2 protein-coding genes and 1 pseudogene are annotated in these 3,936 nt (G+C 70.5%); 2 read left to right on the top strand and 1 reads right to left on the bottom strand.

Annotated features, from left to right (window positions below; all coding sequences use genetic code 11):
- Window positions 1–110: pseudogene (locus ACE3T5_RS21325) on the bottom strand (IclR family transcriptional regulator); the annotation flags it as partial.
- An 89-nt stretch (window positions 111–199) separates the two neighbouring features.
- On the opposite strand from ACE3T5_RS21325, the gene ACE3T5_RS21320 reads away from it, so the two are divergent.
- Together ACE3T5_RS21320 and mgtA are read left to right on the top strand one after the other, a co-directional pair.
- Window positions 200–1,213 (top strand): fumarylacetoacetate hydrolase family protein, encoded by a 1,014-nt coding sequence (locus ACE3T5_RS21320; protein ID WP_374670119.1) that lies wholly within the window; start codon window positions 200–202, stop codon window positions 1,211–1,213.
- A gap of 55 nt (window positions 1,214–1,268) precedes the next feature.
- Complete coding sequence (gene mgtA, locus ACE3T5_RS21315; protein ID WP_374670118.1) at window positions 1,269–3,818, top strand: magnesium-translocating P-type ATPase; 2,550 nt, start codon at window positions 1,269–1,271, stop codon at window positions 3,816–3,818.
- Window positions 3,819–3,936 lie beyond the last annotated feature (118 nt).

Here is a 3,936-nt window from a genome sequence, read left to right as displayed (position 1 = left end):
GCCAGGTCACGCAGCATCAGCGGCCCGGCCGCGTGGCCCAGGGCTTCGAGCAGGCTGAAGCCGACTTCCACCGACTGGATGCCGGCACGTTCCTTGGGGTCGGTGGTCATCCTGTAGAATTTCGGATAGGTAAACTCGTTCAACAATGCGTAACGGTCTGGTGGACTGTAGCGCATCTCACCCGGAAGGGCCACCGACGATGAAGCTCGCAACCTACAAGGATGGATCGCGTGACGGCCAGCTGGTCGTGGTCTCGCGCGACCTGGGGCTGGCGCATTATGCGACCGGCATTGCCAGCCGCCTGCAGCAGGCGCTGGACGACTGGAACTTCATCGCGCCCCAGCTGCAGGACCTGTACGAGACGCTGAACCACGGCAAGGCGCGGCATGCCTTCCCCTTCGATCCGGCGCAGTGCATGGCGCCGCTGCCGCGAGCCTATCAGTGGGCCGATGGCTCGGCATACCTCAACCATGTGGAGCTGGTGCGCGCCGCGCGCAACAGTGAAGTGCCGAAGACGTTCTATGAAGATCCGCTCATGTACCAGGGCGGCAGTGACGACTTCATCGGCCCCTGCGAGCCGGCGCGCTTCCTCAGCGAGGACTGGGGCATCGACTTTGAGGCCGAGGTGGCGGTGGTCACCGGCGATGTGCCCATGGGCACATCGCCCGAGCAGGCCCTGGACAGCATTCGCCTGCTGATGCTGGCCAACGACTGGAGCCTGCGCAACCTGATCCCGGCCGAACTCGCCAAGGGCTTCGGCTTCTTCCAGAGCAAGCCCGCCACGGCCTTCAGCCCGGTGGCGGTGACGCCCGACGAACTGGGCGATGCCTGGCAGGGCGGCCGCGTGCACCTGACGCTGCAAAGCACCTGGAACGGCCGCAAGGTCGGCCTGTGCGAGGCTGGCCCGGAGATGACCTTCCACTTCGGCCAGCTCATCGCGCACATCTGCAAGACGCGCAACGTGCGCGCCGGCAGCATCGTGGGCAGCGGCACCGTCAGCAACAAGGGCGTGATGGATGCATCCAGCCGCACCGAGTGGCCCAAGGGCTACAGCTGCATCGCCGAGAAGCGTGCCATCGAGACCATCCAGGACGGCCAGCCGCAGACCGCCTTCATGAAGTTCGGCGACACCATCCGCATCGAGATGAAGGGCAAGGACGGTCAGAGCGTGTTCGGCGCCATCGAGCAGTCGGTGGCCGGGCCGGGCCGCTGAGGCGGCGCGGCCGGCGGCCGGCCGGCCCGGCGCCCCATGCCGGATGATGGCGGCCTTGCCTCATCGCACCGCCCCACCCGCTGCCCCCTGGAGCCAGGACGCCGCCACGCTGATGGCGGCCCTGCGCACGCGCGCGGCCGGACTCGATGACGCGGAGGCGGCGCGCCGCCTCGCGGCCACCACCGGCGTGGCGCCGCGCACCGCGCCGGAGTGGCTGGTCCTGCTGGGCCGGCAGTTCACCAATCCGCTGGTGCTGATCCTGCTGCTGGGTGCAGCCGTCTCGCTGGTACTGGCCGACTGGGCGGAGGCGGCGATCATCCTGGCCATCGTCGGCGGCAGCGCGCTGCTCGGCTTCGTGCAGGAGATGCGCGCCTCGCGCGCGGTGGCGAGCCTGCGCCGACGCCTGGCGCTCACCGCCCGCGTGCGGCGCGGCGGCCAGGTGCGCCAGGTTCCCGCCACCGAGGTGGTGCCGGGCGACGTGGTGCTGCTGGCGGCCGGCCACCTCATCCCGGCCGACGGGGTGCTGCTGCAGGCGCGTGACTTCCTCGTGCAGGAGGCCGCGCTGACGGGTGAGTCCCTGCCCGTCGAGAAGCGCGCTGGCGTGCTGCCGGTGGAGACGCCGCTGGCCGGGCGGACCAACTGCGTGTTCCAGGGCGCATCGGTCCGCAGCGGGCAGGCCGAGGTGCTGGTCACGGCGACGGGCACCGCCACCGCGTTCGGCGACGTGGCGGCTCACATCGCCCGACGCGCGCCGGAGACCGAGTTCGCGCGCGGCATCCGGCGCTTTGGCGGCCTGCTGCTGCGCGTGATGTTCGTGATGGTGCTGTTCGTGCTGGTGGTCAACCAGTGGCAGGGCCGTCCGCTGGTGGACAGCCTGATGTTCGCCGTGGCGCTGGCCGTCGGCCTTTCGCCCGAACTGCTGCCCGCCATCGTGAGCGTCACGGTCGCGCGCGGCGCCACGGTCATGGCCCGCGGCGGCGTGGTGGTGCGGCGGCTGGAGGCGATCGAGAACCTGGGCAGCATCGACATGCTGTGCACCGACAAGACGGGCACGCTGACCGTGGGCGCGGTGGCGCTGCAGGCCACGCTGGATCCGCACGGCCAGCCCTCGGAGCCAGTGGCCCGCTGGGCCTTTGCGAATGCGGCACTGGAGACGGGCATCGCCAACGGCCTGGACGAGGCCATCGTGCGCGACGGCCAGGCGCGCGGCTGGTCGGTGCAGGACCTGGGCAAGCTGGACGAGATCCCGTACGACTTCCAGCGCCGGCGCCTGACGATCGTGGTCGGCGGCGACGCACAGGCCGGTGCGGCGTCGGCCCGCATCATCACCAAGGGCGCGTTCGACAACGTGCTGGCCGTCTGCACGCGCTGGGCCCAGGCCGATGGCCACCCGGCAGCGCTGGACGACGCCGCGCGCGCCGCGCTCGCGGCCCGCTTCGAAGCCCTCAGTGCCCAGGGCCAGCGCGTGCTGGCGCTCGCCAGCCGCACGGTGGATGCGGCGTCGGGCCCATGGACGGCCGCCGATGAGCGCGACCTGTGCTTCGAGGGCTTCCTGACCTTCATGGACCCGCCCAAGCCGGGCGCCGCGCAGGCCATCCGGGACCTCGCCGGGCTCGGCATCCGCATCAAGGTCATCACCGGCGACAACCGGCACGTCGCGACCCATGTGGTGCGGGCCCTGGGCCTGCCGGCCGGTCCCCTGCTCACGGGCGCGCAGCTTCAGGCCATGAGCGACGAGGCGTTGTGGCGCCAGGCCGGCGAGACCGACCTGTTCGTGGAGGTGGACCCGCAGCAGAAGGAGCGCATCGTGCGCGCGCTGCAGCGCACCGGGCACGCGGTGGGCTACCTCGGCGACGGCATCAACGACGCGCCGGCGCTGCACGCGGCCGACGTGGGCATCTCGGTCGACCAGGCGGTGGACGTGGCCCGCGAAAGCGCGGACATCGTGCTGCTGCGACCCGATCTCGACGTGCTGCGCCGCGGCGTCGAGGACGGCCGGCGCACCTTCGCCAACACGCTCAAGTACATCGGCATCACCACCAGCGCCAACTTCGGCAACATGCTGTCCATGGCCATCGGCAGCCTGTTCCTGCCCTTCCTGCCGCTCACCGCGCGCCAGATCCTGCTGAACAACTTCCTGTCCGACATTCCTTCCATCGCCATCGCGGGCGACCGGGTGGACGAGGCACGCATCGCCGAGCCCCAGCGCTGGGACGTGGCCGCGCTGCGCCGCTTCATGATCGTGTTCGGCCTCGTCAGCACCGTCTTCGATCTCCTCACGTTCATCGTCCTGCTGCGCCTGTTCGATGCGCACGCGCCCAGCTTCCAGACGGCGTGGTTCGTGGTCTCGCTGCTCACCGAGCTGGCGGTGGTGCTGGTGCTGCGCACGCGCGGCCCGTTCTGGCGCAGCCGGCCCGGCGCCTGGCTCACCGGATCCACCGTCGTCGTGGCGCTGCTGGCCGTGGCCCTGCCCTACCTGGGGCCTGCGCAGCAGGCCTTCGGCTTCGTGCCGGTCGCCTTGCCGGTGCTGGGCGCGCTGCTGGGCGTGGTGGCGGGCTACCTGGCGTGCACGGAATGGGTGAAGCGCCGCATCGGTGCCGCCTGAGAGCTTGTGAATTTTTCGAAACACCGGTCAGCTGATCCATGGGTTGGTGCGTTCTACTGCCATGGGACCTGAATCCAACGAGAACGAGCGCAGCGGCGAGTTGTTCGATGGCTTGCCG

The sequence above is a fragment of the Ramlibacter sp. genome, assembly GCF_041916345.1.
Taxonomy (GTDB): Bacteria; Pseudomonadota; Gammaproteobacteria; order Burkholderiales; family Burkholderiaceae_C; genus Ramlibacter.
The sequence above is the reverse complement of the archived record's forward strand: the minus strand, read 5'-3'. Positions and strand labels throughout refer to the sequence as shown.

Excerpts from the sequence above, each read along its gene's own strand:
- ACE3T5_RS21320 (WP_374670119.1), top strand. The coding sequence starts at position 200 with ATGAAGCTCGCAACCTACAAGGATGGATCGCGTGACGGCCAGCTGGTC.